The organism is Streptomyces bugieae, from assembly GCF_036352915.1.
In the GTDB taxonomy this organism is placed as follows: Bacteria; Actinomycetota; Actinomycetes; order Streptomycetales; family Streptomycetaceae; genus Streptomyces; species Streptomyces endophytica.
The window spans coordinates 245,358-272,347 of sequence record NZ_JAZBJP010000002.1 but is presented as its reverse complement, the minus strand read 5'-3'; the positions used below and the strand labels follow the sequence as shown (position 1 = coordinate 272,347).

General features: G+C 70.3%; 28 protein-coding genes. 18 read left to right on the top strand and 10 right to left on the bottom strand.

From position 1 onward, the window contains the following. Window positions 1-296: 296 nt before the first annotated feature. On the top strand, window positions 297-1,898 hold the full coding sequence (locus tag V2J85_RS06435; protein ID WP_330821410.1) for an FMN-binding glutamate synthase family protein: 1,602 nt from the start codon (window positions 297-299) through the stop codon (window positions 1,896-1,898). A gap of 112 nt (window positions 1,899-2,010) precedes the next feature. Continuing rightward, complete coding sequence (locus V2J85_RS06430) at window positions 2,011-2,892, top strand: RNA polymerase sigma factor SigF (RefSeq protein ID WP_261957843.1); 882 nt, start codon at window positions 2,011-2,013, stop codon at window positions 2,890-2,892. 136 nt (window positions 2,893-3,028) lie between these two features. Here the strand turns inward: V2J85_RS06430 and V2J85_RS06425 are convergent, their stop codons facing one another. The 3 genes from V2J85_RS06425 to V2J85_RS06415 form a co-directional block, all read right to left on the bottom strand. Continuing rightward, the gene (locus V2J85_RS06425) at window positions 3,029-3,424 is read right to left on the bottom strand and encodes a VOC family protein (protein ID WP_261957844.1); all 396 of its coding nucleotides are present in this window, start codon (window positions 3,422-3,424) and stop codon (window positions 3,029-3,031) included. 141 nt (window positions 3,425-3,565) lie between these two features. After that, window positions 3,566-4,204: a TetR/AcrR family transcriptional regulator gene (locus V2J85_RS06420; RefSeq protein ID WP_330820877.1), complete on the bottom strand. Its 639-nt coding sequence runs from the start codon at window positions 4,202-4,204 to the stop codon at window positions 3,566-3,568. 9 nt (window positions 4,205-4,213) lie between these two features. Then, window positions 4,214-5,074, bottom strand: a complete 861-nt coding sequence (locus V2J85_RS06415) for a HipA family kinase (protein ID WP_261957846.1) — start codon at window positions 5,072-5,074, stop codon at window positions 4,214-4,216. Between the two features lie 132 nt (window positions 5,075-5,206). Here V2J85_RS06415 and V2J85_RS06410 point away from each other — a divergent pair, with 132 nt between their 5' ends. Further along, window positions 5,207-5,425, top strand: a complete 219-nt coding sequence (locus V2J85_RS06410) for a hypothetical protein (protein WP_261957847.1) — start codon at window positions 5,207-5,209, stop codon at window positions 5,423-5,425. A 185-nt stretch (window positions 5,426-5,610) separates the two neighbouring features. Beyond that, window positions 5,611-6,720, top strand: coding sequence for an FAD-dependent monooxygenase (locus tag V2J85_RS06405; RefSeq protein ID WP_261957848.1), 1,110 nt, complete (start codon window positions 5,611-5,613; stop codon window positions 6,718-6,720). A gap of 162 nt (window positions 6,721-6,882) precedes the next feature. Here V2J85_RS06405 and V2J85_RS06400 read toward each other — a convergent pair whose 3' ends face one another. Beyond that, a complete protein-coding gene (locus V2J85_RS06400; RefSeq protein ID WP_330820876.1) occupies window positions 6,883-9,363 on the bottom strand; it encodes a WD40 repeat domain-containing protein in 2,481 nt (826 codons plus the stop codon). A 201-nt stretch (window positions 9,364-9,564) separates the two neighbouring features. Here V2J85_RS06400 and V2J85_RS06395 point away from each other — a divergent pair, with 201 nt between their 5' ends. The 9 genes from V2J85_RS06395 to V2J85_RS06355 all read left to right on the top strand — a co-directional run bounded on the left by V2J85_RS06395 (window position 9,565) and on the right by V2J85_RS06355 (window position 15,859). Further along, window positions 9,565-9,804 (top strand): hypothetical protein, encoded by a 240-nt coding sequence (locus V2J85_RS06395; RefSeq protein WP_261957850.1) that lies wholly within the window; start codon window positions 9,565-9,567, stop codon window positions 9,802-9,804. 404 nt (window positions 9,805-10,208) lie between these two features. Continuing rightward, entirely contained in the window at window positions 10,209-10,823 is a 615-nt protein-coding gene (locus V2J85_RS06390; RefSeq protein WP_261957851.1) for a DUF1326 domain-containing protein, read from the top strand. Beyond that, entirely contained in the window at window positions 10,820-11,578 is a 759-nt protein-coding gene (locus V2J85_RS06385) for a DUF2182 domain-containing protein (protein ID WP_330820875.1), read from the top strand. The genes V2J85_RS06390 and V2J85_RS06385 overlap by 4 nt, the downstream gene beginning before the upstream one ends. A 195-nt stretch (window positions 11,579-11,773) precedes the next feature. Further along, window positions 11,774-12,577: an alpha/beta fold hydrolase gene (locus V2J85_RS06380; RefSeq protein WP_330820874.1), complete on the top strand. Its 804-nt coding sequence runs from the start codon at window positions 11,774-11,776 to the stop codon at window positions 12,575-12,577. Next, on the top strand, window positions 12,577-13,845 hold the full coding sequence (locus tag V2J85_RS06375) for a PP2C family protein-serine/threonine phosphatase (RefSeq protein ID WP_330820873.1): 1,269 nt from the start codon (window positions 12,577-12,579) through the stop codon (window positions 13,843-13,845). Before V2J85_RS06380 ends, V2J85_RS06375 begins: the two co-directional genes overlap by 1 nt. Window positions 13,846-13,858: 13 nt before the next feature. Then, a complete protein-coding gene (locus V2J85_RS06370; RefSeq protein ID WP_330820872.1) occupies window positions 13,859-14,212 on the top strand; it encodes an STAS domain-containing protein in 354 nt (117 codons plus the stop codon). A gap of 134 nt (window positions 14,213-14,346) precedes the next feature. Then, window positions 14,347-14,706, top strand: a complete 360-nt coding sequence (locus tag V2J85_RS06365) for a PRC-barrel domain containing protein (RefSeq protein ID WP_261957856.1) — start codon at window positions 14,347-14,349, stop codon at window positions 14,704-14,706. A 128-nt stretch (window positions 14,707-14,834) separates the two neighbouring features. Further along, window positions 14,835-15,398, top strand: coding sequence for a ferritin-like domain-containing protein (locus V2J85_RS06360; protein WP_261957857.1), 564 nt, complete (start codon window positions 14,835-14,837; stop codon window positions 15,396-15,398). A gap of 71 nt (window positions 15,399-15,469) precedes the next feature. Then, on the top strand, window positions 15,470-15,859 hold the full coding sequence (locus tag V2J85_RS06355; protein WP_261957858.1) for an STAS domain-containing protein: 390 nt from the start codon (window positions 15,470-15,472) through the stop codon (window positions 15,857-15,859). A 162-nt stretch (window positions 15,860-16,021) separates the two neighbouring features. Here V2J85_RS06355 and V2J85_RS06350 read toward each other — a convergent pair whose 3' ends face one another. Continuing rightward, the gene (locus V2J85_RS06350) at window positions 16,022-17,251 is read right to left on the bottom strand and encodes an MFS transporter (RefSeq protein WP_261957859.1); all 1,230 of its coding nucleotides are present in this window, start codon (window positions 17,249-17,251) and stop codon (window positions 16,022-16,024) included. Window positions 17,252-17,620: 369 nt separating this feature from the next. Here V2J85_RS06350 and V2J85_RS06345 point away from each other — a divergent pair, with 369 nt between their 5' ends. Beyond that, window positions 17,621-18,223, top strand: coding sequence for a hypothetical protein (locus V2J85_RS06345; RefSeq protein WP_330820871.1), 603 nt, complete (start codon window positions 17,621-17,623; stop codon window positions 18,221-18,223). 53 nt (window positions 18,224-18,276) lie between these two features. Here V2J85_RS06345 and V2J85_RS06340 read toward each other — a convergent pair whose 3' ends face one another. Next, entirely contained in the window at window positions 18,277-19,254 is a 978-nt protein-coding gene (locus tag V2J85_RS06340; RefSeq protein ID WP_330820870.1) for a quinone oxidoreductase family protein, read from the bottom strand. A 168-nt stretch (window positions 19,255-19,422) separates the two neighbouring features. On the opposite strand from V2J85_RS06340, the gene V2J85_RS06335 reads away from it, so the two are divergent. From V2J85_RS06335 to V2J85_RS06320, 4 genes are all read left to right on the top strand, one after another. After that, entirely contained in the window at window positions 19,423-19,767 is a 345-nt protein-coding gene (locus V2J85_RS06335; protein WP_330820869.1) for an ArsR/SmtB family transcription factor, read from the top strand. Between the two features lie 202 nt (window positions 19,768-19,969). Then, a complete protein-coding gene (locus tag V2J85_RS06330) occupies window positions 19,970-20,443 on the top strand; it encodes a carboxymuconolactone decarboxylase family protein (RefSeq protein WP_261957863.1) in 474 nt (157 codons plus the stop codon). A gap of 210 nt (window positions 20,444-20,653) precedes the next feature. Then, complete coding sequence (locus V2J85_RS06325; RefSeq protein WP_330820868.1) at window positions 20,654-21,304, top strand: SDR family NAD(P)-dependent oxidoreductase; 651 nt, start codon at window positions 20,654-20,656, stop codon at window positions 21,302-21,304. Window positions 21,305-21,591: 287 nt separating this feature from the next. Next, the gene (locus tag V2J85_RS06320) at window positions 21,592-24,528 is read left to right on the top strand and encodes a helix-turn-helix transcriptional regulator (protein ID WP_330820867.1); all 2,937 of its coding nucleotides are present in this window, start codon (window positions 21,592-21,594) and stop codon (window positions 24,526-24,528) included. Between the two features lie 99 nt (window positions 24,529-24,627). Here the strand turns inward: V2J85_RS06320 and V2J85_RS06315 are convergent, their stop codons facing one another. From V2J85_RS06315 to V2J85_RS06300, 4 genes are read right to left on the bottom strand one after another with little or no spacing between them, the layout of a single operon-like run. Beyond that, complete coding sequence (locus V2J85_RS06315) at window positions 24,628-25,035, bottom strand: hypothetical protein (RefSeq protein WP_330820866.1); 408 nt, start codon at window positions 25,033-25,035, stop codon at window positions 24,628-24,630. 23 nt (window positions 25,036-25,058) lie between these two features. Then, the gene (locus tag V2J85_RS06310) at window positions 25,059-25,448 is read right to left on the bottom strand and encodes a hypothetical protein (RefSeq protein ID WP_330820865.1); all 390 of its coding nucleotides are present in this window, start codon (window positions 25,446-25,448) and stop codon (window positions 25,059-25,061) included. A 20-nt stretch (window positions 25,449-25,468) separates the two neighbouring features. Continuing rightward, a complete protein-coding gene (locus V2J85_RS06305; protein ID WP_261957868.1) occupies window positions 25,469-26,161 on the bottom strand; it encodes a hypothetical protein in 693 nt (230 codons plus the stop codon). 22 nt (window positions 26,162-26,183) lie between these two features. Next, the gene (locus V2J85_RS06300) at window positions 26,184-26,456 is read right to left on the bottom strand and encodes a hypothetical protein (protein WP_261957869.1); all 273 of its coding nucleotides are present in this window, start codon (window positions 26,454-26,456) and stop codon (window positions 26,184-26,186) included. Between the last annotated feature and the right edge of the window lie 534 nt (window positions 26,457-26,990).

Genomic DNA, 26,990 nt, shown 5'->3' with positions numbered 1-26,990 from the left:
ACCGAGAGGAGCGTGCGCATGGCCGGACAGGCAGCGGTGCGCCGGAGGGTGCCCGCCCCGCACCCTGCGACGTGCTCCAGCGGTACGTGGACCGGCAACCCCACGACCTGCACGACTCCGACTGAAGCGGGGGCGGGCGGGTAAACGGCCAGCGTTGATCGAACGGCCCGGCCCGCTGTTGGGCATCCGTCGCGATGCGGGGCCGTCGCCCTACTTCTCGGGAGCTGATGGTGACCACCAACGCTGGCGTCAGCGTTTCGCGGACCGGCTCCGGCGGCCGGCCGGGCGGCGCGCGGATGCGTCCCTTCGCCCATCTGTTCCGGTGGCTTTCGGTGGCGGCGCTGCTCGTGGCCGCCGCCGGACTCGTGGCGGCGGCGGTACTGGCGTCGCCCTGGTGGTGGCCGCCGGCCCTGCTCTTCCTGGCCCTCGGCGGGGTCGGCACCGCGGACCTGGTGCAGCGTCGGCACGCGGTGCTGCGCAACTACCCGGTCATCGGCCATCTGCGGTTCGCGCTGGAGGCGATCAGGCCGGAGCTGCAGCAGTACTTCGTCGAGCGCAACTTCGACGGCCGGCCCTTCGACCGTGATGTGCGCAGCATCGTCTACGAGCGGGCCAAGGGGACCGAGGCGGAGGAGCCGTTCGGCACCGAGCGCGACGTCTATGCCGCCGGCTACGAGTTCATGGTGCCGTCGATGGCCCCCAAACCGGTTCCCGACCGGCAGCCGACGGTCCGGCTCGGCGGCCCGGACTGCACCCGGCCGTACGACATGGCGCTGCTGAACGTCTCGGCGATGAGTTTCGGTTCGCTGTCCGCCAACGCGATCCTCGCCCTGAACCGCGGTGCCGCCCTCGGCGGGTTCGCCCACGACACCGGGGAGGGCGGTCTGTCCGAGTACCACCTGCGGCACGGTGGCGATCTCGTCTGGGAGATCGGGACCGGGTACTTCGGCTGCCGGACCGCGAAGGGCGACTTCTCGCCGTCGGAGTTCGCCGACAAGGCGGCGCACGACAGCATCAAGTGCGTCTCGCTGAAGCTGTCCCAAGGCGCGAAGCCGGGCATCGGCGGGGTACTGCCCGGCGACAAGGTGAGCGCGGAGATCGCCCGGGTCCGGGAGGTGCCGGAAGGACGGACGGTGACCTCCCCGCCCTACCACCGGACCTTCTCCACCCCGCGCGAACTGGTCCGCTTCCTCGCGCGGATGCGCGCACTGGCGGGCGGCAAACCCACCGGCTTCAAGCTCTGCGTCGGCTCCCGGAGGCAGTTCCTCGCGGTCTGCAAGGCCATGCTCCAGGAGGGCGTCACCCCGGACTTCATCATCGTCGACGGCGCCGAGGGCGGCACCGGGGCCGCTCCCCTGGAATTCGCCGACCACCTGGGCGCTCCGCTGACCGAGGGCCTGATCACCGTGCACAACGCCCTGGTCGGCTGCGGGCTGCGGGACCGGATCAAGATCGGCGCGAGCGGCAAGGTGGCCACCGGCGCGGACATGGTCAAGCGCATGATCCAGGGTGCCGACTTCACCAACGCGGCACGCGCCATGATGATGGCCGTCGGCTGCATACAGGCCCAGCGGTGCCACACCAACACCTGTCCGGTCGGGGTGGCCACCCAGGACCCGCACCGGGCCCGGGCGCTGGACGTGGCGGACAAGTCCGCGCGGGTACACCGGTTCCAGAAGGCGACGGTGGACAGCGCCCTGCAGATCATGGGCTCGATGGGTGTCCAGCACCCCGGCGAACTCCGCCCCCACATGCTGCGTCGCCGCCTCGACCCGCTCACCGTCCGCTCGTACGAGGAGCTGTACGAGTGGCTCTCCCCGGGCGAGTTGCTGGCCGTTGCGCCGGAGGAGTGGGCCGCGGACTGGGCGGCGGCCGACCCCGACTGCTTCGCCGTCTGACCCCGAAGGGACCGCACATGGCTCGCCCTTCAGGTCCGGCATGGTGTGTGCATGCTCTTCGGCGGGGCAGGAGTTCCGTTGACCGGGCCTTACGAAGGGGAAGGAGCCACTCATGAGTGTCAGCAGCGCCAGGGCCGAGACCACTCAGGACGTCGGTGTCGTCGACGGGCCGACCGCGGTACCCGCTCCGCCCACCGAGCTGCCCCTGATCGAGTCGCCCGAGAACCTCGCCCCCGGAGACGCCCGGGAACTGACCCACCTGTTCTTCGAGCGGTTGGAAAAGCTGGAGGAGGGCACGCCCGAGTACCAGTACGCGCGCAATACGCTCATCGAGATGAACCTCTCGCTGGTGCGTTATGCCGCCCGGCGCTTCCGCAATCGCGGCGATGATTTCGAGGACATCGTGCAGGTCGGCACGATCGGCCTGATCAAGGCCATCGACCGCTACGACCTGGCGCGCAACGTGGAATTCACCACGCTCGCCATCCCGTACATCACGGGTGAGATGAAGCGCTTCTTCCGTGACACCACCTGGGACGTACGGGTGCCCCGGCGGCTGCAGGAGTTGCGGGTCGACCTCGCCCGCGCCGGTGAGCACCTCGCCAACGAGCTGGGCCGGGACCCCAAGGTCTCCGAGCTGGCAGCTCACCTGGATATTCCGGAGGAAGAGGTCATCGAGGGGCAGGTCGCCGCCAACGGCTACAGCGCCTCGTCCATCGACGTCACCGTGGGGGACGACGACAACGACGTGCCGCTCGCGGACCTGCTCGGTGAATACGACGAGGAGATGTACCTCTTCGAGGACCTGCACACGCTCAAGCCGCTGCTGGACGGGCTGGAGGACCGCGACCGCCGGATACTGGAACTCCGCTTCGGCCAGGAAATGACCCAGGCCGAGATCGGGGAAATCCTCGGTGTCTCCCAGATGCACGTCTCCCGCCTGCTCAACCGCTGCCTGGCCCAGCTGCGCACCGCCATGCTCCGCACGGACTGACCGACGACCGACGGGTGCATCAACGCCTGTCGAGTGCGGGTCCGTTTCTCAACGGACCCGCAAGCCGGCGCCGTCCGCAAGGTCGTGACTGCGGTCGTCGCCGGGATGCCGGTGCCCGCCCGGGCCGGCATTGCCATCACGTGGTTCCGTGCCCCTCAAGGGCGGCCAGGACGAAGGGATGTCCTGCGGGGTCCGCATATCGACGGATGTCGAAGGGCCCGCCGTTGTCCCGGGTCTCCAGGGGACGTGCACCGAGGTTGATGGCCTCACGCTCCGCCTGGTCCATGTCGTCCTCGGGGACCACGAAGTGCAGGTGTGCCTGCTGTGAGGTGTCCGGCCGGGGCCAGCTCGGCGGCGCGGCGCCGTGGTCCCGCCGGACGGCGATGCGGACGCCCGCGGACTCGACGATCTCTATGTAGTCCGGGTGACTGCCGACGCGTGACGAGCCGCCGAGGAAGCGGGCGTAGAACTCGGCCAGTTCCTCGGGTTCGGCCGCATCCAGCACCAGTACGCTGCTCTTGGCGACGGCCATTCTGGATCCCTTCCTCCGGGGCAGGCCGGTGCCCGCCGTACACGTCGGTTACCCGGGGACCGCCCCGTCACGCAGCTACGGACGACGGGCGTCCGGCACCACTCGCGTCCGGCACCACTGGCGTCCGACGCTATGGGCGTCTCAGTCCTCGCGGGTGGCGTAGTTGAGTGCGCGCTCGCCCAGCATCTGCTCGACCACGTCGAGGAGGTCGAGGACGCCTTTGGCGATGGTGGTGGGTTTCTCGCCCGCCACGATGCGTCGGCCGATCTCGCTGTAGACCAGCGAGTGGAACCAGCCGATCTGGCTGGCCACCACGCGCGGCGTCTGGTCCCCGGGCCGGGCGCCGGTCTCCTCGGCCAGGACCGCGGCGAGCGCATCGGTCATCTGCCGGCCGAGGTCCTCCAGCCGGGCGGTGAGCGTGGGGGCGGCCCGCATCATCTCGAAGACCGGGGCGAATCCCGTGCTCAGGCCGATCTTGCGGTCGCGGCGCCGTAGTTCGTCGCGGAGCCCGGCGAGCACGGCCCGCGCGGCGGACTGACCCGGCTGCCGGGCGCGCACCATGTCGGCGAGCCGCTGCGGGGATGCCTCGTCCGGCGGGAGGACGAGGTCTTCCTTGGACTCGTAGTAGTTGTAGAGGGTGTTGACCGACACCTCCGCGGCCGCCGCCACCTCGGCGATGGTGACGTGGTCGAAGCCCCGCGCCACGAACAGGCCGATGGCCGTCTCGGAGATGCGCTGCCGCGTCTGCCGCTTCTTGCGCTCCCGCAGCCCTTCACCCATGGCGGGAGTTTAACCGCACTCCGTTTTTGCAGCGCGGTGCAGCGTTGCCGTCCGCTGCGGGCTCCGGTCCGGTTGCGGCCCGAGGTCGTTCAGGAGCCACCGGTCGGACAGCCGGGCCCGTGCGGCGAGGTGGTGGACGTACGCCTCGCGGACCTCGTCCGGTCCGGAGAACCCCGGCTCACCGGCCAGCCAGCCGTCCGGGACCGCGGCGACCACCCGGCGGAGCAGCTCCGGAGTGACCCGGTGCGCGAGGTCGGCGTCCGCCGCCCCCAGGTCGAGGTGGGGCGATCCCAGAGCGTGCCACCGGAAGTCGTACGCCCTGCCGGCCGCGTCCGCGGCGTCCGCCCACCGGTGGTGGAAGACCAGGGCGGCGCCGTGGTCGATCAGCCACAGGCGGGGCGGGCGGTGGCCGGAGGCCGGCCACGTCAGGAGGTTGGGGCTGTGCACCGTGCGGTCCACGTTGGCGGTGAACGCATCCAGCCAGACGACCCGGGCGGCCTCCGCCGGGTCGACGTCCAGCGCACCCGGCGTGAAGTCGGCGGCGCCCGGCAGATGGTCAACTCCGAGGTTGAGCCCCGCACTGGCGCGCAGGAGATCCTGCACCTCCTGGTGCGGCTCCTCCCGGGCGACTGCGGGATCGAACTGCACCAGCACCAACTCGGGTGTCCGAAAGCCAAGTTGACGGGCGAGTTCGCCGACGATCACCTCGGCGACGAGCGCCTTGCGCCCCTGCGCGGAGCCGGTGAACTTGACGACGTACGTCCCCAGGTCGTCGGCCTCGACGATGCCGGGAACGGAACCGCCGCTGCGCAACGGGGTCACGTAGCGGACGGCCGTCACCGTGCGCAGTGCGTCCGAGGGTGTCGCCATACGTTCCGCCCCTGCTCCCGTGCTTCCGGTCGGCAACCGGCCGAACCGAATCCCAGAAAAACTGAAGTGCACTGCAAATATACAGTCCACTAAGGTTTTGTTGGACGCTTCGACGGGAGGATGACGATGGACATGAACGAGCAGTCCGGCGAGCGGGACGCTGCGGTACGGCGCGCCAACGCGGCCCTGCAGACGTACACGCTCTCCGACGACGGTTGGCGCCGAAGTCCGGGCGAGACCTTGCAGCAGCTCCTCGCCGACCTGCTGTGCTGGTGCGACGACACCCAACGCGACTTCGACGCGGCCCTGGAACGCGCGCGGTCCCGGCACGCAGGGGGCTCACCCAAGTGACTGTGGGCTTGGTCACGACCCGTCGCGTTGCCCTTCTGTACTAGGGCAGGGGGGAGCAGCCCGAACGCCGGACGAGAACGGTCTGCGCTAGTACAGGGGTGCGGTAGAGCGGAAGTTGGCCGGTTGAAGGGGAGGCGCGTACGCCGTACGTTCAAGCCGCGTACAGCGTATTGAAGGAGCTTTCCATGCAGACCGTTCTCATCTCCGGCGGGGGAATCGCCGGGCCCGTTCTCGCCTACTGGCTTCACCGGCACGGCTTCGCGCCCACCGTCGTCGAACGTGCCCCGGGCCCGCGCCCCGGCGGCCAGGCCGTGGACATCCGCGGTGTCGCGCTCGACGTCATCGAGCGGATGGGCCTACGGGAACAGACGCGAAGCGTGCGCACCCGGATGCGTGGCATGTCGATCCTCGATCCCGATGGCCACGAGATCGACCGGTCCACCGAGGCGACCTTCAGCAGCGGCCGACTCGACAGCGACGACATCGAGCTGCTGCGCGAGGATCTGGTGCGCATGGTGTACGCAGCCACGCGCACCGACGTCGAGTACCTCTTCGGCACCGGCATCACCGCGCTCGACGAGGACGACGCCGGCGTGCACGTCGACTTCGATCGCGGGGCGTCCCGCCGCTTCGACCTCGTCATCGGAGCCGACGGCCTGCATTCGGCCGTTCGGCGTCTGGCCTTCGGTCCCGAGGAACGCTTCGCCCATCATCTGGGCAGCTATCTCTCGGTGTTCAGCGCGGACAACTTCCTCGCACTGGACCACTGGCAGATGTGGCTGCGTGACGGCGACGCGGGATTCGGCATCATGCCCGTCCGTGACAACACCGAACTCAGGATCGCCTTCGGCTTCCGGTCCGCGCCGCTCGGCGATGACCTTCGCAGCCACGATGCGCTGCGGCGCCTCGTGGCGGACAAGCTCGCCGCCCTGAGATGGGAAGGGACGCGCCTGGCCAAGGCTGTCTGGGAGGCACCGGACTTCTACTGCGACGCCATGGCCCAGATCCGCATGGACCACTGGTCACAGGGCAGGGTGGCCCTCCTGGGAGACGCCGGCCATTGCCCCTCGCCGCTCTCCGGGCAGGGCACCAGCCTCGCCCTCGTGGGCGCCTACGTGCTGGCTGACTGCCTCGCTCGGGCACGCGGTGATCACCAGGCCGGGTACTCCCACTACGAACAGCGGATGCGCCCCTTCGTGCGCCTCAACCAGGCACTGGCCACGGAAAATCCGGGCGGACCTGCTTCCGAGGCCTCCGTCGCGCACGCCAAGAGCGCCCTCTCGCTGGACGGGTAGGGGGTTCGGTCCGGCTGCGTCGCATCGACGCGGACGGCACGCACCGCATCTGGTTCGACTACGAAGTCGGCCGGTAGTCCGGGACGTGACGAGCCCGAGCCACAGCCGGTTGCAGCCCCAAGCGGCAGCCACACGGCTCGGGTTCACCGTCGCGTCAGGGACTCACGACGTCTGCCTCGTGTCCGGTTCGGGGCTCCGGTCGCGAGGGACCGCCCACAGCCGGACCAGTCGATCGTCGGAAGCGGTGGCGACCAGGGAGCTGTCCGGTGAGAACGCCACGGCGCGCACGGTGTCGCAGTGACCCGTGAGCTCCGCGCCGGCGCCGTCGCCCCCATCGGTCCGCAGCAACCACACGGAGTGCTCGTCCCCTCCGACAGCCAGCCAGGTCTGATCCGGTGAGAAGGCAAGCGCCTTCGGCGCGAGGACCTTCGGTACGCGACTGCCGGTGACCACCGTCCAAGTGCGCTGACGGGTCTGGAGGTGGCAGAGCCGCACTCCCTCCATCAATCCGCCCAGTGCGAGGATTCTGCCGTCCGGTGAGAGGGCCATGGCAGTGATCGAGGGGCCGGCACTGAGCAACGGCTGCAGGCTGTTGTTGGCCGGCGCCAGTTCCCATGCAGCCATGTCCCACATCCACGCCCGGTTGCCGCGCTCGACGGCAACGAGCAGCCCACCCGGAGAGATCGCCAACGACTCGATCGGGCTTCCGTGGCCGATGAGCGGTTCCCGCACGGCCTGCTGGGTGGCCGGAGCCCACAGGCGGACCGCGCTGTCGATGCCGCCGGTCGCCAGCACCTCGCCGTCGTGGGAGAACGCCGCTGCCCTGATCGAGCCGGTGGGCGCAGGAAGCTCACCAACGAGCTCATGGGTCGCGGTATCCCACAGCTGTACGGGTCTGCCTGCCTGAACAGCGGCCAACAACCGGCTGTCCGGCGAGAAGACCAACGCCCGTACCATTCCACCGCGTTGGGTGAGCCGGGTACCGACGGGCTCGCGGGTCAGGGGGTCCCACAGTTGCACCGATCCGTCATCTGCTCCGGTGGCCAGGAGACGGCCGTCCGGGGAGAACACCACCGCTCGGACGCTGTGCGGGCAGACGAGCGGGGGCAGTGCGACGTGGTGGCCGCGCCGCAGGGCGTAGTGCACCGCGCTCGTGGCAAGCGGCTCCTCCGGCTGCGGATGGTCGCCTTCGGCAGGAAGGGTGGTGCGGGGGGCCGTGGGGCGGGCGGCGGCTGTCGGGAGTGCGAAAGCCCGCTGGCCGTGAAGAGCCTCACCGAGCAGTTCCACCGAGAAGTTCCTCAGTTGGACGTCTCCGTCAGCGCCGGCAGTGGCGACGAACGTACCGTCAGGTGAAAAGGCGACCGCGAAGATCGGGCCCTGGTGCAGTGCCGCGACGAACGGCCCCGTATCGTCCTCCTGCGCCCAGACCCGCAGCGTGCCGTCATGGCTGCCCGCCGCCACCAGACGCGAGCTCCCGGGAAGCATCGCCACGGCGTACACGGCGCTGCCGGGCGGACTCAAGGTCAGCACCTTGGCGGCGTCTTCGTGTCGGGTGTCTCCCACGTACACCGCTCCGCTCGCGTGCCCGACAGCGAGGGTGCACGAGGAGTCGGCCATCGCGAACACCGGGCCGTACCCCTCCAGGAATCGTGTGGGCTCACCCGAGTCCTGGGTCCACAACTTCACATGGCCGTTGGCGTCCCCGGCCGCAAGGTCGGAGCCGGGCGTGGCCAGGGCGATCATCGGGGTGCCCTGCCCGTCGAGCGGTGTGCTGTAGGGCTTGAGCGAGTACGTGAGCCACTGCCGGATGGTGCCGTCGGCGCCGGCCGCGACCACCCGGCTGCCGTTGCCCCGGAACGTCACGGCGTGGACAGGACCGTCGTGGCCCGTCAGGGGGTCGCCGACCGGCTCCCGCGAGTAGGTGTCCCACAGGCGCACCGTGCCGTCAGCGCCACACGTCGCCAAGTACCGCCCGTCTTGGGAGAAGTGCACCCCGTAGACCGGCCCCATATGTCCGGTGAGCGGGGCGCCGAGCGGCTTCGCCTCGCCTCCGCTGCGCGCGGTGGTGGTGTCCCAGAGCTGGATGGTCCCGTCCGCACCGCCGGCCGCCAAGCAGCGCCCGTCCGGGGAGAACGCCAGACAGTAGACAGCGCGGCTGCCCTCCACAAGGGGCAGACCGTACTTGTCGCGCATGCGGAGGGGCGGGGGCGACGGCGTCGAGTCCCCTTCAGGGTGCACCCGATCTACCGCGCCGTCGTGGTCCGGCCGTTCGGAGGAGACCGGCGTGAGGAGGGCGGTACTGCGCCTCGATTGCAGCGCGACAGCGGCTGTCCACCACGTGCGCCATTCGTCCAGCTCCCGTGCTCTGCGGTCGGGCGGAACACACTCCTCACCGTACTCGTCCCAGGACATCAGGGTTCGCACGATGAGCATGAGGGTGTCGATGCTGACGTGCTTTCCGTTGAAAGCGGCGCTCTGGGTTCCGAGCGGTAACGAGGTCGTCTTGCCGAACAGCGTCTTCGCGCGCGCTTCGATCTTGCGCAGGGAGGGTTTGCCCCGCTGCGTTTTCAGCCGGGTCAGACGCGTCCCCAAGTCCGCGAGTGCCTCTTCGTAGCTGCCTTCTGCCACCTGCTGGTCGACCACGTTCGTTCTCCCCGCTGCGTCCCGGAACAGCAGGTTAGGGCTCGTCCGACGAACGGGCGTGAACTTTCCTGAACAAGCCTGAACGCGAACGTGTTCGACTGAACACGGCCGTCGCTGAACGGTTGTTCCGAGCTGATCAGCGCTTTGCGGGTTCGTTCGATCGATGCAGGTCACGGCGGTGCACGGGGCCAGAGTTGAGGCATGTCGAACTCAAATCACTTCCCGCCCGTCAACGCTCCTTCCTCCGACCGAGCCGAGTCCGAGCCGGAGCCGCCGTTCTTGTCCGTGCACACCACCGTCGTGCTGTTGGCCGCCGTCGTCATCGGGATCGTCGTCGGCTGCCTGACGGCTCTGGCCGGGACGCCGGTCGCGGCAGCGGTCGTCGCCGGGATGGCGGCGGCCGGCGCCGGCATCCCGGTTCTGCGCTCCCTCATCCGGTGACAGCGCGCCCGCTGGGGCGACCTCGCTGCGTTGCGCCGCGTACCAGGAGAGCGACGGCCGGACCGCCGGCTATGCGCTCCACCGGCACAGCTCCGTGCCGGACGGGTCGGTCCCGCTCTCCTGAACGGCCGCTCAGCTGCCGCCGTCGGTCGACACGAGGATCTGGCGGTGGCGCTCTCGGTAGGTGGACCAGGACGCGGATCGGCTCGGCGGCTGAGGAAAAGCGCTGGTAGGCGCGTCGGCGCGGCGTGTGAGTGCCGTGCTCACCTGCGTCGATGATCGCCGGCGGCGGCTCTGCGCGACGGGCGGTCGTCGGGAATAGCATGGAAAGGAGCGGCACCGGGACGGGGCGCACCCGCCCGTAATGCCTCGCGGCGGGGACGCGAAAACAGGGAGGTGGAGCCATGCCCTGGAATCTGACCGGCACGTACCTGGAGAGCTGCAACTGTGACGTGGTGTGTCCCTGCACCACCTCGGGCCTGACCGCCCCGGCCGACCACGAGCGCTGCCAGGTGACCTTCGCGTTCCATGTGGACAGCGGGAACGTGGACGGCGTGGACGTGTCCGACCGCAACGTCGCCGTCTTCATCGACGGGCCGCGGGTGATGGCCGACGGTGGCTGGCAGGTGGCGCTGTACATCGATGCTTCGGCCGACGACGGACAGGCGTCGGCGTTGGGAAAGGTCTTCTCCGGCCAGGTAGGTGGGCCGATGGCGGTGCTCACTCCGCTGATCGGCGAGGTCCTCGGCGTGCAGCGCGTTCCCATGGAATACCGCGACGACGGCCGCCGCCACGCCGTGCGGGTGGGCGACGCCATTGACATCGAGATCGAGGACCAGATCGCCCCGCAGTACGGTGCGGACGGCCCGGTGATGGGCCTGACCGGCATGTTCCACCCGGTGAACAGCACACTGACGATCGCCCGGTCCACCCGGGCGACGGGCAACGGTGTGTACGGCCGGTCCTGGGACTTCACCGGCGGCAACGGACACCACGCACCCTTCACGTGGGCCGCGTGAACGGCCTACCGATTACCGTCCGCCGCACGGCGGTCCCCTCCGGGCTACTGCTGATCGCGGCGGCCGCCGCCTGGATCTGGGTGGCGACGCGCTGGGGCGGCATGCGGGCGATGCCCGGCACCATGGGACTGGGCCTGCCCGCCTTCCTGGCCGTGTGGACGCTGATGATGGCGGCGATGATGTTGCCCGCCACGGCGCCCGTCGCCGCGCTGTACGCCCGCACCATCACCGTCCGGCGGACGCCGCGCATGGTCGTCTTCACGGTCGCCTACCTGCTCGTCTGGGCCGCGGCCGGACTGCCGGCCTACGCGCTGGCCGTCGGCCTCGGTCGGGCGGCGAGCCTCCCCACCGAGGTGGGGACCGCAGCAGCCGCGGCCGTGTTCGCAGTCAGCGGCGTCTACCAGCTGACGCCCCTCAAGGACCGCTGCCTGGCGAGGTGCCGCTCGCCGCTCGGACTGATGCTGCGCTACGCCTCGTACCCGCGGCGATCGCGCGATCTGCGTGCCGGGGCCCACCACGGAGCCTTCTGTCTGGGCTGCTGCTGGTCGCTGATGGTGCTGCTGGCGGCGTTCGGTCTGATGAACCTGTGGGCCATGGTCGTCCTGGCCGCCGTGATCACCGCCGAGAAGCTCGTCCCGGCCGGCCGCCTGGTGGCCCGTGCCGTGGGAATCGCCTCGCTCGCCCTGGCCGTTGCGGTCGTCTGGGTTCCGGCGCTGGCCCCGGGCCTGACCGGCGGCGGAATGACCGGGATGTGAGGACGGGCCGTCCCGGGGGGCTCGCGCATCCTCCCTCAACGACACCATCGGCCCGACCTCCACCGTGGGGCCATCACCTCCCCACACGTCATGTCGCGGCGGCGCCCGTCGGTTTGTGAAGGCGTCAGGCAGAGCGTGGGGGTGATTCGAGGCCGTGCCGGAGCGGGGCGTGTGCGGGCTGAGAGACTGGCGGGCATGGATATCGAGCGCAGGAACAACGTCACCGTCACGGGCAACCCGCAGGGGCCGACGGTGGTGCTGGCTCACGGGTTCGGATGCGATCAGAACATGTGGCGGCTGACGGTGCCTGCCCTCGCCGAGGACTACCGGGTGGTGCTCTTCGACTACGTGGGTTCGGGCCGCTCGGATCCGGCCGCGTTCTCGGAGGACCGGTACGCCACTCTGGACGGCTATGCCCACGACGCGGTGGAGGTGTGTGACGCGCTCGACCTGCGGGGTGCGGTCTTCGTGGGGCACTCGGTCAGCGCGATGATCGGGGTGCTGGCCGCCGGCCTGGCGCCGGAGCGCATCGGGGCGCTGGTGATGGTCGCTCCGTCTCCGCGGTACATCGACGACGACGGCTACCGGGGCGGGTTCAGCGCCCCGGACATCGACGAGCTGCTGGCGTCACTGGAGTCGAACTATCTGGGCTGGTCGGCGGCGATGGCACCGGTGATCATGGGGAACGCGGACCGGCCCGAGCTCGGCGAGGAGCTGAAGAACAGCTTCTGCGCCACCGACCCGGACATGGCACGGGTCTTCGCCCGCACCACGTTCCTGTCGGACTCCAGGAACGACCTGAAGAGCGTGCGGGTACCGACGCTGGTGCTGGAATGCACCCAGGACGTCATCGCCCCCCGCGAGGTCGGGGCCTTCGTCCACCAGGCGATCCCCGGCTCGGAGTTGGTCACTCTCGAGGCGACCGGCCACTGCCCGCACCTGTCCGCGCCCGCGGCCACCAACGAGGCGATCGCCGGCTTCCTGGCAGGCCTGCGGTGATGTGCCGCACCGGGCAGCCGGACCCGCACGACGCGGGCGACGAGCAGACCTCGGATGCGGCGTTCGCCGCACTGCTGGAGGACAGCGCCGAGGAGCTGTACGAGAGTGCGCCGTGCGGTTACCTGTCCACGCTGATGGACGGGACCATCGCCAAGGTCAATACGACGTTGCTGGGCTGGCTCGGCCTGGAGCGCGCGGCAGTGGTGGGCCGGATGCGGTTCCCCGACCTGCTGACCGTGGGCGGGAAGCTGTACCACGAGACGCACTTCGCGCCGCTGCTGCGGATGCAGGGCGAGATCGGCGGCATAGCCCTGGAGGTCAAACGGGCCGGCGGTGCCCGGATGCCGGTGCTGGTCTCCTCCGTGGTCAAGCACGGCGATGCCGGCGAGCCGCTGCTGATCCGCACCACGGTCTTCGACGCCCGGGACCGCCGCGCCTACGAGGAGGAACTCCTGCGCGGCCGGAAAGCGGCCGAAGAAGCGCGCAAACAGGCGGAGGCCGACCGCGCCCGGCTGCAGGAGGCGCTCGCCGTGCTCCAGCAGTCGCTGCTGCCCGCCACCCTGCCGCCGGTGCCCGGAGTGGAGACGGCCGCGCACTACCACACCGCCTCTCCGGACCGGCTCGGCGGCGACTTCTACGACGTCTTCCCCGTCGACGGCAAACGCTTCGCCTTCTTCCTCGGCGATGTGTGCGGCAAGGGTCCCCAGGCCGCCGCGGTCACCTCACTGACCCGCTACACCCTGCGCGCCGCCGCCCTGCACGACCCCGACCCCGTCTCCGCCCTGTCCACCCTCAACAAGGTGCTCCACGAGCGGTACACCGGCAGCGGCGACCCGCGCTACTGCACCGCCGTGTTCGGCACTCTGGAACCCGACCCGGTGACCGGGCAGGTCGCCATCCACCTCGCCTCGGGCGGCCACCCGCCGGTCCTCGTCCTGCGGGCCGACGGCACAGCCGACTTCCTGCCCACCCCCGGCGGACTCCTCGTCGGTGTCCTGCCCTCCGCGCGCTTCGTCACCGCCACCACGTGCCTGGCCCCCGGCGACACCCTCCTGCTCTACACCGACGGCCTCACCGAAGCCCGCACCGGCCAGGACCGCACCAGCTTGTACGGCGACGAGGCCCTGCTCGCCTTCGCCGCCCGCCATGCCGGCAAGTCCCCAACTGACGTCATCCAGGCCCTGACCGACCTGCTGGATAGCTTCGGTGCCGGACTCGACGACGACACCGCCCTCCTCGCCCTCGGCGCCCGCGCCCCGACCCTCTGACGAAGAACACCCGATGAGCCCGCTGAAGATCACCGCCCAAGACGCTGCGACCGGTCCCGTCCTGGAGATCGCCGGCGAACTCGACCACGTCCACGCGAACACCCTGCGCGAGGTGCTCACCACGCTCACCCTCCGGCCGGGTCAGCGCCTCGTCCTGGTCCTCGCCGCCATGGAATTCTGCGACTCCAGCGGCATCACCGCCCTGATTGCCGCCTACCGCCATGCCCAGGCCGCCCACGCAGACTTCGCGCTCGCTGCCGTCCCCGCCCCAACTCGGCGCATCTTGCGCATCGTCGGCCTCGACCAGACCTTCCGCCTCCACCCTGACAGCGACACCGCCACCCGGCCCCGACCCACGACGACCTGATCCGGGGTCCGCAGATCTTGTGGGTGTAACGCTCCGTAACGCGGGTACGGGCTCACAACGCCGGAGAGCTACCGTGGCGTTGGTCAAGCCCGCGGTGCTGTACCGGCAAGGCACAGGAGAAAGGAGCCACCGTCATGAGGAGCATCTGGACCTACCCGGCCGAGACCGGCCACGACAGCGCGATGACGCTGACGGGGTACAGCGTGGAGACGCCCCATGAGGCGCTCGGGCAGGTGCAACGTCAGATGGACGACCCCGGACGGCAGCACCTTGTGGTCGACACCGGAGTGTGGTTCTTCGGCGAGAGCGTATTGGTCCCTGCGGGCATCGTGCGGACCATCGACACGGACACCAAGACGGTCACGGTCAACCGGACCAAGGACGAGATCAAGGCCGCACCCCGGTTCGCCCGCGACAGCCAGACGACCGACGCGGGCTACCTCACCGAGGTCGGCCATTACTACATGTCCCTTGGGGAACCGGTCCTCTTGTAGCCGCCCCGGAGGCCCCGTTCCAGGGCGCTGCGCTTTTCCCGGTTCGAAGAACCAGGAATAGCCCCTGATCACCGGGGCAGGCGATGCATCGTCACAGACCGGACAGAGAGGCGGAACGGAGAAAGGGCATGGCTGAATTCCTCACGGATATCGAAACCATCCGGGAGCGAGCGCGCGCGGAGATTGAGAAGGGCCCGATCACGGATGCCTACGGCGCGGATCTGGAGCGGGTCCTCCAGGTGCTCAACGAGGCCCTGGCCACGGAGATCGTCTGCACGCTCCGGTACAAGCGGCATTACTACACGGCGTCCGGGCTGTATTCGGAACCCGTCGCGGCCGAATTTCTGGAACACGCCGCAGAGGAACAGCAGCACGCCGACAAACTGGCGCAGCGCATCGTCCAGCTCGGTGGCGAACCGGATTTTGATCCCGACACCCTGACGAAGCGTGCGCACTCCGGGTACGACGCCAGTACCGATCTGATCGAGATGATCAAGGAGGACTTGGTCGCCGAACGCGTCGCCGTGGCCTCCTACACCGAGATCACACAGTGGCTGGGCGACGGCGATCCGACGACCCGCAGGGTCTTCGAGGAACTCCTCGCGCAGGAGGAGGAACACGCCGACGACCTGCGCGGCCTGCTGGAGCGGATTCCCCGGCACACCACGAACGAACTGTCCGACCGGGCCTGACCGGGTGTGCGGTGTCCTCCCGGCGAGCGAGGACACAGCGCACTGTCGACCACAGCGAGGGAGCCCCACACATGCCTGATTCCGACCTGCTGAGCGTGGAAGTCACCGTCATCGACGAGCGGACCGCGCTGGTCGCGGTGCGCGGTGAGCTGGACACCGACACCGGTACCGCCCTGCACCACCAGCTCGCCAATCAGCTGGCACACGGCCGGCGGTATCTCGTGCTCGACCTGAGGGAGGTTCCGTTCATGGATTCCTCCGGGCTGAACGTCATCATCAGGGCGCACAATGACACCCGTCAGGTCGGCGGGAGCGTGCACCTGGCCGCCGTCTCACCGACCGTCCGGCGCCTGCTCGACCTGACGGGGATCAGCTTCACCACACCGGTCCGGGACACTCCGGAGGAAGCACTGTTCGAACTCGCCGCCGCGTCCCTGCCGGAGCCGACTCCGCCTTCCTGAGCGCATGCCGGAATTCCGCAGACGTGGAACCCCGTTCAGGGGTGGGTGTCCAGCAGGTCGGCGACGAACTTGCGGAGGACGCCCCGGGTGACGGGGGTGACGCCGTGCATCAGCTGGGAGCCGTAGGCAAGCGCGACACCGCACGGGGCCCATCGTCAAGGCTCAGACGACCTGAGCCGCTGCGGATGCCGGGGACTGCTCACCGCGGGTTCCCGCCGCCCACCGTGACACCGGCCCCATGGCGTACGACGTCGCCAGTACCAGGCCCCCGAGCAGGAGCCAACCGGTCGTGCCCGCCCCCAGGAGCAGTCCGGTGAGCAGCAACGGCCCGAGCGTACGGGCGACCGTGACGCCGGTGCCGAAGAAGGCCTGGTACTCACCCACGCGCCCCGCCGGTGCCAGATCGAAGCCGAGTTGCCAGGAGCCGGCCGACTGGAGCATCTCGGCGGCGACCAGCAGCACCGACCCGCCCACCAGAACGGTGACCGCGACCCACGGCGCATGCCCGGCCGAGAACACGAAGACCCCACAGGTCAGCAGCATGAGCACCCCGGAGTGACGGAGGGCGCGGGCCGCCGTGGGCAGTCCGGTGACCGACCGAGCGGCACGGACCTGGAAGAGCATCACGGCAACGGTGTTGAGAATGAAGAGCGCGGAGACCAGCCACTCCGGGGCGTGGGTGCGCTCGGTGATCCACAGGGGCAGGCCCACGCTGAGCAGCGGCATCCGGAGCAGCAGTACGGTGTTGAGCAGGGTGACGACGGCGTACGGCCGATCCCGCAGCACCTCGAGCTTCGCACCCCGTGGCAGGTCAACGGGTGCGACCGCAGGCAGTCTCCCCAGCAGGAACGCGCAGAGCAGAAAGCTCAGCGCGTCGCTCGCGAAGACGGCCAGATAGGCCGACCGGGTCGCCGCTGAGAGCGCGAGCCCGCCGAGTGCGGCGCCCACGGCGAGGCCCGCGTTGAGCGTCGACTGCAGGTGGGCAAGCGCGCGGGTGCGCTCTTCCTTGGCGACCAGGCCCGCGAGCAGCGCCTGCCGGGCGGCGGCGAGACCCGACTGTGCGGTGGCGTAGAGGCAGGCGGCCGTGAGGAAGGGCACGAAGTCGCGCACGACCAGAAAAGAAGCGACCGCGGCGCCGGTGGCGAGGGCGAGCAGCACCGCGGTGCCACGCGGGCCCCGCCGGTCCGCGACCCGGCCGAGGGGTACTCCGACGACGGACCCGACCGCCCAGGCCAGCGTGAGACCGAGGCCGATCCTGGCCGGTGCGAGACCGACGACATGGGTGAAGTACAGGGCTGAGGTGACGTAGTACGCGCCGTCACCCACGGAGTTGCTCAACTGCGCCAGGGCGAGCGTGCGTTGGGGGCCGGGAGGCGGGAGGGGTGTGGACATGGGCCGACCGTACACAGGCAGCGGTGCGCTCCAGCAGGACAATCAGGCGGTTTGTTCGTGGGCCACTTCGTCCGCCTCGCCGACTGGCGCACCAACGGCGGCCCGAGGACGCTCGCCGGCCGTCACCTGAGGTGCTTGCCTGTGGACCCCGTTCGGGTCGCGGCGATGTCCCCGCTGCGGGCCGCGGTGACTGGTGCGCCGATCACGACGCCGAGCGCCACGCCCCGTCCCGCAGGCCGAACGCCGGCCCCCGCCGCAGCACGGCGCGCGGCTCCCCCATATCGTCGCCCATGGTCCGATGGCGTCGCCGTCTGTCGGCACGTTCACGCGATTGTCCCCATCCGTCTTCGTCCCCGAGGAGAGCACCTGATGACGTTCCGGGAGCACATGGCGCAGATGGCGGTGCGCGCCCTGGCGGACTTCCGCGAGGAACCGGTCTCCGGGATCTATGCCGTCACGTTCCGGATCGACAGCGTCGACCAGGACCCGCGCTTCCCCTACCTGGCGATCGGCTACAACACCGACGCGGAGGTGGCCCGACTGCTGGCGGCACCGAGTCCGCCGGAGTCCTGGGACGCGCGGTGGAACTACGCCTATTTCCCCCCATCGGGGCTGGAGGGCATACGCATCTGTGGTCACCATCGCCAATACGATCCCGTCGGCGCGGAGTTGCACCGGCGGGAGGCGAGGACGCAGGGCCTGTGGTACGAGGACGGCGACGAACTCACCGACGCGGAGCGGGACGCGCGGGACGAGCGCCTCGACGAAGGGTTCCACGGACTCTGTGTCGATCTGGCACGGCAGCTGCACAGCGGTGGCGAGATCGCCGCACGGCTGGGGCGGCCGGTGCCGGTGATCCTCTACGACATGTTCCAGCCCGACGAGATGTTCGCCCTGACCAGAGCCGCCAACCCGGCGGAGCTGGTCGTGGAGTTCCTCTCACAGGACCCGGAGGGGCAGGTGCCGCGCTAGGTGAGATGGCTGGGCCGCCCCGCATGGACCGGAGTTCGGCCGGGGTATGGTGCTCAGTCGGTCGCGCGCAGCAGCAGCTTGCCTGTCGAGGTGCGCCCGCCCATCAGCCGGTGGGCCTCGGCCGCCTCCGACAGCGGGAACTCCGCGGTGATCGGGAGGGCCACGGTGCCGTCGATGACTGTGCGGAAGGCCCGCTCGGCCAGTGAGCGCAGCGCCTCGGGCGCCGACTGTGCGAGCGCCAGGATGGAGAAGCCCGCGACGGAACGGCCCTGCGCGTAGAGCTCGGGCTGTCCGACCTGCCACGGCTCCGCCCCGCTGGCGTTGCCGAAGGAAACCAGGCGGCCGAAGACGGCCAGTGCGTCGAGCCCGCGGCGGAGGGTGTCGCCGCCCACCGGGTCGAGTACCAGGTCGACGCCCCTGCCGTGGGTGACGCGGCGGATGTCGTCGGAGAAGGTGTCGGCCGTGAACACCTCGTCGTAGCCGTGCTGGAGGGCGTGCCCGGCCTTTGCCGTGGAGGAGACCACGCCGTACACAGCGCCCGCGCCGGCCGCCCGGGCCAGCTGTCCGGCCACGGTGCCGATACCTCCTGCCGCGCCGTGCACCAGGACGCTCTCTCCGGCGCGCAGGCGCCCCACCTCGTGGAGCAGGGCGTGCGCCGTCGGCAACACGGTGGGCAGCGCGGCTGCGGTCCGCAGATCCAGGCCCTCGGGGAGCGGGAAGACGGTGGTGGCTTCGGCGAGCACCACCTCCGCGTAGGCGCCGCTGCCGACGAGCGCGACGACCTCCTGCCCCGGCTGCAGCCCCTCGACGCCGTGGCCGACGGCCCGGATCCGCCCGGAGACCTCCAGGCCTGGCCGGAAGGGCAGCGAGGCCACCCGGTACCCCTCGGCGCGTGCCTTGAGGTCCGCGAAGTTCACGCCCACATAGGCGGCATCGATGGTGACGTGGCCCGGCCCCGGCGAGGGCGGTTCGGCCTGGACGACCTGGAGTACCTCGGGGCCGCCGTACTGCTGGAACTCGATTGCACGCATGGGTGGGACGCATCCTTCGACAGAGTGTTCAATGGAAGGCGAACACTGGCACTGTAAGATGCTCATCGAACACTCGGCAAGTGGCTGGGTACGACGCGAACGGCCGGGTACGAAGCCGGTGCCCGGCAAGGACGCGCACGGTGAGGACGTGCACGGCGAGGAGAGGGCATGGCGAACCAGACCACGAGCGGCAGTCACCGCGCGGCGCCGGTACACACCGATCCCGATGAGGTTTCCCTCCTGACCGCGTTGTCCGCGCTCGCCGACTCCGTGCGACTCCAGCTGATCCGCGCGCTGGCGGGTTCCCCCGACTGGACCCGCAGCTGCGGCAGCTTCGACGTACCGGTCGGCAAAGCCGCACTCAGTCACCACTTCTCGGTCCTGCGCGGGGCCGGACTGGTCGAGCAGCGCGACGAGGGGCCCAAGCGGGTCAACCGACTGCGCCGCGAGGAGTTCGACGTGCGCTTCCCCGGGCTGCTCGATCTGATCCTCCGCCCCGACGACCCCGAGTGAACCACCGGACCGTGCGTCGGTCCCCGCGCTCCGGCTTCGCCTCTCGGGTGGTGGCCCCGGAGTCGTGGCGTTGCGGGCGGTTGCCAGGCGGTTGCAGCTCTTGGGTCCCTGAAGGAGCATGAGAGGTGTCGTGGGCGTCATGTCGAGTTGCCGCCGCGACTCGCGATCCTGCTGGTCAGCGGGGATTTCTACGGAGCGCAGCATGGAAGCACGACTGAACCCCTTCACCAACCCGGTCCTGGGCAAGGTCCTCAAGCACGTCACCGCCGCGGGGAAGGTGCTCGACGACTCAGCCCTGCCCGCCTCGACGCAGGAGCTGGTGAAGCTCCGCGCCAGTCAGATCAATGGCTGCGGTTTCTGCACCGACATGCATTTCAAGGACGCCAGGCACGCCGGAGAGTCCACGGAGCGCCTCAACCTGGTGGCGTCCTGGCGGGAGGCCACGGTGTTCACCGAGGCCGAGCGCGCGGCGCTGGAGCTGGCGGAGCAGGGCACCCGCATCGCCGATGCCGCCGGTGGCGTCCCGGACGAGGTGTGGTCGAACGCCGCCGAGCACTACGACGAGGACCAGCTCGCCGCTCTGGTGGGTGTCATCACCGTCATCAATGCCTTCAACCGCGCGAACGTCATCCTCCGGATCCCCGCCGGCGACTACCGGCCCGGCCAGTTCGGATGACCACGGTATGGGGGCGTGGTGGGCATGACTGCCCGTCGGGGCCGTAGCGACCTCTGCTCCTCGTCACAGCGCAACAACCGCTGCCTGAATCCGGTCCTGCGCGCAGCCTCGCCGATCCTCATGCGGTTCCGCGTCAGCTCTTGACCTTCACACCGGTGAGGGGCCTGAGCCCGCTCGGCGATACCGCTGATGAGTGATGAGGAGGCAGTGATGCCGGGAGCCGTGGTGATCGGAGCAGGTCCGGGAATCGGCCAGGCAGTTGCCCGCCGGTTCGCGCGTGAAGGACTGCCCGTCGGGGTCATCGCCCGTACCCGTGCCACGGCGCAAGCCGCCGCCGAGGCCGTGGCACAGGTCGGCTCACGCGTCGTGGCCCGGGCCGCCGACAGCACCGACGAGACCGCACTGCGAGCCGCCCTGGACGCGATCGCCGAAGAGCTCGGTCCGCCCGACGTCGTGGTGTACAACGCGGCACTCATCCGGCCCGACGCACCGGGCGAGCTGTCCGCACAGGCCCAACTGGACGCCTGGGCGGTCAACGTGGTGGGAGCGCTCACCGCCGCGGCCCACGTCGCACCGGCCATGGCGAGCCGCGGGCGCGGCACCTTCCTCATCACCGGGGGCATGCCCGAACCCGAGCGGGAGTACGTCAGCCTCTCGCTCGGCAAGGCCGGGGTGCGCACGCTCGTGGCGCTTCTGGACCAGCAGTACGGCCCCTCGGGCGTCCATGTGGCCACCGTGACCGTGGCAGGCCCGGTCGCCCCGGGCACGGCGTTCGATCCGCAGGACATCGCCGAGCACTACTGGCGACTGCACACCCAGCCGCGTCATGACTGGGAGCGGGAGATCGTGCACGGCGGGTGAGCCGAGCGGTTCCGCTGCGTCCTTACGGGCGGTCATGAACGTCTCGTGGGCCACCACGAGGTTGTTCGTCCCCGACCACGAAATGGTGGTGGCCGTGCCGGGGGAGCGGCAACACGGTGGTGCCTGCCGAGCCGCCAAGTTGCCTGCCAGGAAGGGCGATCGGGCGGCGAAGTGGCAGGTCACCGTGTGCGGTCCGGATGGTGAGACGGGGGCACGACGCAACCCCGGCCGGCAAGCCCACGTCTGCCCATGCGAAAGAGAAAGCAAGGGCCAAAAGTAGGGGCCAGATGAACGTCGGTCGCAGCAGTGACGGAGCCGTCCGGGACGAACCACCGGGGGCGGGTTCCCTTCGGCCCGGTCCGTCGGCCCGCGAAGGCGCGCCGCCGCTGGTCGGGCGCGGCGATGAGCTGACCGCCCTCGACGCGGTGGCCGAGGAGGTGCTGGCGGGGCGGACGCGCGTCGTGCACCTGGTGGGGAACGCCGGCATGGGCAAATCGGCCCTGCTGCACCACTGGCTGGACGGTGTGCCACGGTTCCGGGACGTGCGGGTGCGCTGCCGCCGGCTCCAACGCGATTTCGCCTTCGGAACGGTCCGGCGGCTGCTCCATCCGCTCGTCGCCGCGGCCGGTGAGCAGGACCGCGGGGCGCTGCTCGACGGCGTGGGGGAGCCGGTCCTGCGCATCCTCGACCCGGAAGGGTCCTGGGGCGGCGACTCCGGGGCGTACGCCGACGCCGCCGGTACGCTCGCCGGGCTGGACCGCCTGGCCTTCCGGCTGTCCCGCCGGGAGCCGTTAGTGCTCGCGGTGGACGACCTGCAGTGGATCGACCCGCCGTCGCTGCGGTGGCTGGCGCACCTGGTCGACCGGGCGGACGCGCACCCCATCCTGGTGGCCGTCGCGGTCCGCACCGGTGAACGTCCGGCGCCCGGAGACCTGTACGACGCGCTCGTGCACCCGTCGACCTGCCGCACCCTGGCGCTGGAGCCGCTCGGACCGGCGGACGTGGCGCAGCTGGTGGCGCTGGAGTTCGGGGTGCCCGAGCCGGACCCGTCCTTCTGCGCGGCCTGCCACGCCGCCACGGAAGGGCACCCGCTCTTCCTGCGTGCCCTGCTGTGTGACGCGCGGCGCGGCGGCGTGCGGCCCACACCGGAGGACCGGGACCGGATCCGGACCTTCGGCCTGCCCACGCTCCTGCGCGAGGTCGGGCACCGGCTGGGCCAGGGATCCCCGGCCATGGCCGAGCTGGCGCGGGGACTCGCGATCCTGGGGGACGGCATGCCGTGGCCGCTGCTCGCGGCGTACTGCGGCACCGGTGAGGCCGTGGTCCGCTCGGCCGCGGCGGAGCTGCGTTCCCTCGGGCTGCTGGGTGCCAGGGACGACCCGCGCTTCGTCCACCGGGTGGTCCGCGAAGCCGTGCTCGCGACGTGGACGCCCCAGGAGGTCGGTGCGGCCCACGCGCGGGCGGCCCAGGTCCTGCACCTCAGCGGGCGCCCCGACGAGGAGGTGGCCGCGCATGTGATGGCCGCCGGTCCGGTGGCCGGCCGTTGGCCCCTGGCGGTGCTGCGCCGGGCCGCGCGGGAAGCGCTCCGCCGGGGCGCGGCCGAGACGGCCGTGACCTATCTGCGGCACGCCGCCTTCCGGCCGGCCGCGCCGGGGGAGCGCGCCCAGGTGCTCCTGCAGCTGGCCGTCGCCGCCAGCCACTACGACACCTCGCTCGCCGTCTCGTACGGCACGGCCGCCCTGGAGGACCTCAGCGACGCCGCCGCCCGCTCCGAGGCCGTCGGGGTGCTGGCCTACGCCCACCTGCTGTCCCGGGGAGGCCGCGCCGACGGGCCGGACCTGGCCCGCCTGACCGCGGAGCTGACCGCGCGCACCGACACCGACGGCGGTGACCGCGAGACCTCGCTGCGCATGCGGGCGCTGATCGAGTGGCTGGAGTTCGAGAGACCCTCGATGCGTACGGCGGAGCACACCCGGCGCGCCGTCCCCGTCACCGACCTGGACGGCCACACGCCCGGAGAGCGGCAACTGCTCGCCGTCCGCGCCTTCGCGGCCCTGCGGGCGGGCGAGCCGGCCGACCGGGTCACCGAGCTGGTGGACCAGGCCCGGGTGAACCTGCCGGTGTTCTCCCACGAACTCTTCCCCCTGCACTACTTCGTCGCCCAGTCGCTGCTGTACGTGGACGCCCTCGACGCGGCCGACGGGCTCTGCGACCGGCTGCTGCACGGGACGAAGGACAAGGGGATGGAGCTGCTGGCCTCCTCGCTGCTGGTCTACCGGGCCGCCATCGCGCTGCGCCGCGGTGACGTGGGCCGGGCCGCCGCGGTGGCGCGGTCCGTGGTGGCACGGGGCGGTGCGGCGGGCGAGCTGCCCTACCGCTTGTCGTTGGACACGATCCGGATCGACGCGCTTCTGCAACTGGGCGATCCGGAAGGCGCCGAGGACATCGCCGCGGCCTGTTCCGCCGCGGACCTTTCCGAGACCTCCTGGGAGTGGCCGCGGTTCCTGATGAGCCTGGCGGCGTTGCGTACCGCCCAGGGGGACCGGCGCGGCGGGCTGGCGCTGCTGCGCGAGTGCGGAATGCACTTCGGGGCTGCGGGCACCGTCAGCCCGGCGATCGCCCCCTGGCGCTCGCGTGCGGCCGTGGTCAGCCACCGGCTGGGATACGGGCGCGAGGCGCAGGCGCTCGCCGAGGAGGAACTGGAGCTGGCCCGGCGCTGCCGGATCCCGCGGGCCGTGGGCGTGGCCCTGCACGCCGCCGGCCGGGTCGCCGGAGGGCCGCGCGGCCTGGAACTCGTGGCCGAGGCGGTCGGCGTCCTGGAGCGCACGCCCGCCGAGCTGGAACTCGCGCGCGCCCTGCAGACGTTCGGGCGTGCGCTGCTACGGCGCGACGACAGGCCCGGGGCGCGTACGGCGCTGCGCCGCGGCCTGGACATCGCGGTCAGATGCGGGGCCACCGCGCCGGCGCAGGACCTCCAGCAGCAGCTCTACGAAGCGGGGGGCCGGGTCGGCAGCCGGGGAGCGGGCGGCTGTCCCCTGACGGCGGGTGAGGAACGCGTCGCCGTGCTGGCCGCCGAAGGGTGGAGCAACAAGCAGATCGCCGAGCACCTCTTCGTCTCCTTGCGGACCGTGGAGACCCATCTGACCGGGGCCTACCGCAAGCTCCGGATCGGTGGACGGCATGAACTCCGCGGGGCGCTGAGCGCGCCGGCCTCCCGGCCCTGACCGCCGGCGAGCGAGACCGGCACGGAGCCCTCCGCACTTCCCGGCGTCCGCAAGGGGCCGGACCGTACGGAGGGCTGCCGCGGTTTCACCGGTGCCGGGTCAGCAGTTCACCCGCAGGACCTCGGCCACGTTCGGCCAGACGCCCTCGAGGTTGTAGCAGTGGTCCTTGTCGGCGTCGTCGATGGTGACGGTCTTCGGTGCCCCGCCGGTGTAGCCGGCGAAGGTCACCTTGACGGTGGCTCCGGTCGCCTCCGGGGGGAAGTACGCCTTCCAGGTGGCCCCCTTGGCCCTGGCGTTGTGGCAGTAGTTCTTCTTCTCCACGCCCTCCGGTCCCTGCCACTCGTAGCAGGTGTCGACGAAATACAGCGCGTTGTTCGTGAACGTGAGGGAGTTGTCCGCACTCGCGGCGGCCGACGGTGCCGTCAGAATTCCACCGCCCACCACCATGGCGAGAACGGCCGCGCCGTACCCGCCCGCCTGCGTCAACCGACGAGTTCTGGCATTCATCGCTTCGCTCCTCCTGGCCCGGCCTAGCACGTCTTCTCGGTGATCTTCGGGCCCCAGGTGTAACCGGAAAGCTCGTAGCAGTAGCCGCGCTTCAGGTCGGTGATCTGCGGAGTGATGTTGCCGCCGCCGATCTGTGCGTCCACCGTCACACTGAGCTCCACACCCGTCGCGTCCTCCGGTATCTCCACCCGCCAGTCCTGGTTGATGGTCTTTCCGGAGTCACAGCTGTCGGAGGTCGTGGAACCCTTCCATTTGTAACAAGTGTTGGCCACGAACCAGCCCTTGTTCGAGAACGAGATGTAGTGGCCCGAGCCGGCGAATGCCGGCGGCGCCGTCACCACCGCGCCGCCCAGTGAGATGCCGATCGCGGCGGCGGCACAGGCCACCGTCCGCCCGGTCTTCTTCATGGTCACGCCCTTTTCGTCGATCCGGTTCACTGTTCCATCAGCAGCTTCTGCCCGCACGGCACGATGTCCGGAGCGGCGCGCTTGGCACCTTCCTTGAGAGGAACTTCGGTACGCAGTCCGGAGATTTTGGCCCCGCCGAACTTCCCGCCCTGGACCGTGACATCGGAAACGATGCGTTCCATGTCGTGACCGACCTTGAGCATGCCCCGCTCACCGGGCTTCACGGTGATGTCGATGCTGCCGGTCTTCGTTTCGGTATTGGTCTCGTTGTACTGGGCGCTGGCGCCGATCCCGACGCCCTTGGTCAGCTCGATGTCGATGGACCCGCCCACGTTCCAGCCCCAGGCGAACGCGTGCATGCCGCCGATCTGCTGCTTGATGTCCGAGCTGCTCTGTCCGCAGTTCTCCAGCGGACCGGTGCCGGTGCCGGTGTTCTCCACGTCGAACCACTTCGTCACCCTTTCCGGGGTGCCGACCGTGGTCGCCGCACACGAAACCGACTGGCTCTTGCACTGCTCGAAGGCTTCCTTGACCCGCGCCGGATCGGTGTCCGTCAGACCGTTCTGATAGACGACCGTCGGCGTCGCCCCGTTCACCCAGTCGTCCGTGTGGCCGTTCACCGCGGGGTATTCCGCCTCGCCCGCGAAGGCCGCCGGTACCGTGCAGGCGAGTGCGGTGGTGAGTGCACCGACCACCACGCCCATGCGCACAATTCTCATGGCTCTGTTCTCTTTCTGTTTGTCAGCAGCCGGTTTCGATCAGCTTTTCCGAACCCAGCAGTCCCTGGATCTCGAAGCAGTGGTTCTTGCCGGTGTCCTTCACCGCGGCACTGTCCCGGACCGCTCCCCAGGGCGACAGCTTCAGGTCGATCACGGCCGAGGTGGCGTCCGCCGGGAAATACGCGGTCCAGGAATCCCCCACCGGCCGGCCTTGATGGCAGTAGTCCTTTCCGCTGGTGCCCAGCCACTGGTAGCACGTGGTGGCGACGATCCCCGCCTTGTTCGTGATCTTCACGTAGTTTTCGGGCGCCGCATGAGCGGCTGGTGCGAGGGCCACGGCACTGGCGCAGAGAGTCGCGCCGGCCGCCAGGCCGAATACGGTCCTTCGGGCATTTCTCAAAGTTCCGGGCCTTTCGTTGAACTGTGCTGCGGTGCACGGAAAAGCGCCGCTGTTCGACGCCGTACCGCGTTCCCCCTGTTATGCCCGGAACGGATCACCGTTGGGAAGGAAGAATGCCGAGAACTTCGGTGCCCCGGGGAAAGTCAGCGGGCGACCACGAATTACCCGATCGGCGACCACGGTTCTGCACCGCGGGGCGGCCCCGGCCGGGCCCTACGGGAACGTCCCGTTCCGCCGTGGCTCCCACGACGCTGACCCTCGCCCGGCGCTTCGCCCACCATCCCGCCGTATTGGGCTACGACTTGATCAACGAGCCCATAGGGCGACTCCGCGCGGGCGAGGACCTTCCGACCGCCGCCCATCGCATCGAATCCGGGCAACTGACCCCGATGTACCACCGGATCGCGGCCGCGATCCGCACCGTCACCC

What these genes read in the sequence shown, in the direction of transcription:
- V2J85_RS06435 (WP_330821410.1), top strand. Translation starts at nt 297, where the DNA reads ATGCGTCCCTTCGCCCATCTGTTCCGGTGGCTTTCGGTGGCGGCGCTG.
- V2J85_RS06430 (WP_261957843.1), top strand. Translation starts at nt 2,011, where the DNA reads ATGAGTGTCAGCAGCGCCAGGGCCGAGACCACTCAGGACGTCGGTGTC.
- V2J85_RS06425 (WP_261957844.1), bottom strand. Translation starts at nt 3,424, where the DNA reads ATGGCCGTCGCCAAGAGCAGCGTACTGGTGCTGGATGCGGCCGAACCC.
- V2J85_RS06420 (WP_330820877.1), bottom strand. Translation starts at nt 4,204, where the DNA reads ATGGGTGAAGGGCTGCGGGAGCGCAAGAAGCGGCAGACGCGGCAGCGC.
- V2J85_RS06415 (WP_261957846.1), bottom strand. Translation starts at nt 5,074, where the DNA reads ATGGCGACACCCTCGGACGCACTGCGCACGGTGACGGCCGTCCGCTAC.
- V2J85_RS06410 (WP_261957847.1), top strand. Translation starts at nt 5,207, where the DNA reads ATGAACGAGCAGTCCGGCGAGCGGGACGCTGCGGTACGGCGCGCCAAC.
- V2J85_RS06405 (WP_261957848.1), top strand. Translation starts at nt 5,611, where the DNA reads ATGCAGACCGTTCTCATCTCCGGCGGGGGAATCGCCGGGCCCGTTCTC.
- V2J85_RS06395 (WP_261957850.1), top strand. Translation starts at nt 9,565, where the DNA reads ATGTCGAACTCAAATCACTTCCCGCCCGTCAACGCTCCTTCCTCCGAC.
- V2J85_RS06390 (WP_261957851.1), top strand. Translation starts at nt 10,209, where the DNA reads ATGCCCTGGAATCTGACCGGCACGTACCTGGAGAGCTGCAACTGTGAC.
- V2J85_RS06380 (WP_330820874.1), top strand. Translation starts at nt 11,774, where the DNA reads ATGGATATCGAGCGCAGGAACAACGTCACCGTCACGGGCAACCCGCAG.
- V2J85_RS06375 (WP_330820873.1), top strand. Translation starts at nt 12,577, where the DNA reads ATGTGCCGCACCGGGCAGCCGGACCCGCACGACGCGGGCGACGAGCAG.
- V2J85_RS06370 (WP_330820872.1), top strand. Translation starts at nt 13,859, where the DNA reads ATGAGCCCGCTGAAGATCACCGCCCAAGACGCTGCGACCGGTCCCGTC.
- V2J85_RS06365 (WP_261957856.1), top strand. Translation starts at nt 14,347, where the DNA reads ATGAGGAGCATCTGGACCTACCCGGCCGAGACCGGCCACGACAGCGCG.
- V2J85_RS06360 (WP_261957857.1), top strand. Translation starts at nt 14,835, where the DNA reads ATGGCTGAATTCCTCACGGATATCGAAACCATCCGGGAGCGAGCGCGC.
- V2J85_RS06355 (WP_261957858.1), top strand. Translation starts at nt 15,470, where the DNA reads ATGCCTGATTCCGACCTGCTGAGCGTGGAAGTCACCGTCATCGACGAG.
- V2J85_RS06350 (WP_261957859.1), bottom strand. Translation starts at nt 17,251, where the DNA reads ATGTCCACACCCCTCCCGCCTCCCGGCCCCCAACGCACGCTCGCCCTG.
- V2J85_RS06345 (WP_330820871.1), top strand. Translation starts at nt 17,621, where the DNA reads ATGACGTTCCGGGAGCACATGGCGCAGATGGCGGTGCGCGCCCTGGCG.
- V2J85_RS06340 (WP_330820870.1), bottom strand. Translation starts at nt 19,254, where the DNA reads ATGCGTGCAATCGAGTTCCAGCAGTACGGCGGCCCCGAGGTACTCCAG.
- V2J85_RS06335 (WP_330820869.1), top strand. Translation starts at nt 19,423, where the DNA reads ATGGCGAACCAGACCACGAGCGGCAGTCACCGCGCGGCGCCGGTACAC.
- V2J85_RS06330 (WP_261957863.1), top strand. Translation starts at nt 19,970, where the DNA reads ATGGAAGCACGACTGAACCCCTTCACCAACCCGGTCCTGGGCAAGGTC.
- V2J85_RS06325 (WP_330820868.1), top strand. Translation starts at nt 20,654, where the DNA reads ATGCCGGGAGCCGTGGTGATCGGAGCAGGTCCGGGAATCGGCCAGGCA.
- V2J85_RS06320 (WP_330820867.1), top strand. Translation starts at nt 21,592, where the DNA reads ATGAACGTCGGTCGCAGCAGTGACGGAGCCGTCCGGGACGAACCACCG.
- V2J85_RS06315 (WP_330820866.1), bottom strand. Translation starts at nt 25,035, where the DNA reads ATGAATGCCAGAACTCGTCGGTTGACGCAGGCGGGCGGGTACGGCGCG.
- V2J85_RS06305 (WP_261957868.1), bottom strand. Translation starts at nt 26,161, where the DNA reads ATGAGAATTGTGCGCATGGGCGTGGTGGTCGGTGCACTCACCACCGCA.